1 protein-coding gene is annotated in these 387 nt (G+C 73.1%); it reads left to right on the forward strand.

All coding sequences use genetic code 11. The annotated features are described in order from the left end of the window. On the forward strand, positions 1 to 387 hold a 387-nt coding region (locus G3I71_RS49765), incomplete at both ends, for a cellulose binding domain-containing protein (RefSeq protein WP_203733284.1).

Below are 387 nucleotides of genomic sequence, written 5' to 3' on the forward strand. Positions count from 1 at the left end.
GAACGTCGGGTGGAACGGCAGCCTCGGCACCGGCGCCTCGGCGCAGTTCGGCTTCAACGGCTCGTGGAGCGGCAGCAACGGCGTGCCCGCGTCGTTCACGCTCAACGGCACGACGTGCACCGGTGGCGTCACGCAGCCGACCACGCAGCCGACGACGCAGCCCACCACGCAGCCGACGACCCAGCCGACCACGCCGCCGGTGTCGAGCAGCCAGTTCTACGTCGACCCCGAGACCGCCGCCTACGCCGCGTGGCAGGCCGCGTCCGGCAACGACAAGAACCTGCTCGCCAAGATCGCCCTCACGCCGCAGGCGCTGTGGATCGGCGACTGGGCGAGCGCCGCCGAGACGCAGGCGACGGTCCGCGACTACACCGGCCGCGCCCGCAC

The organism is Streptomyces sp. SID12501, assembly GCF_010550245.1.
Lineage (GTDB): Bacteria > Actinomycetota > Actinomycetes > Streptomycetales > Streptomycetaceae > Streptomyces.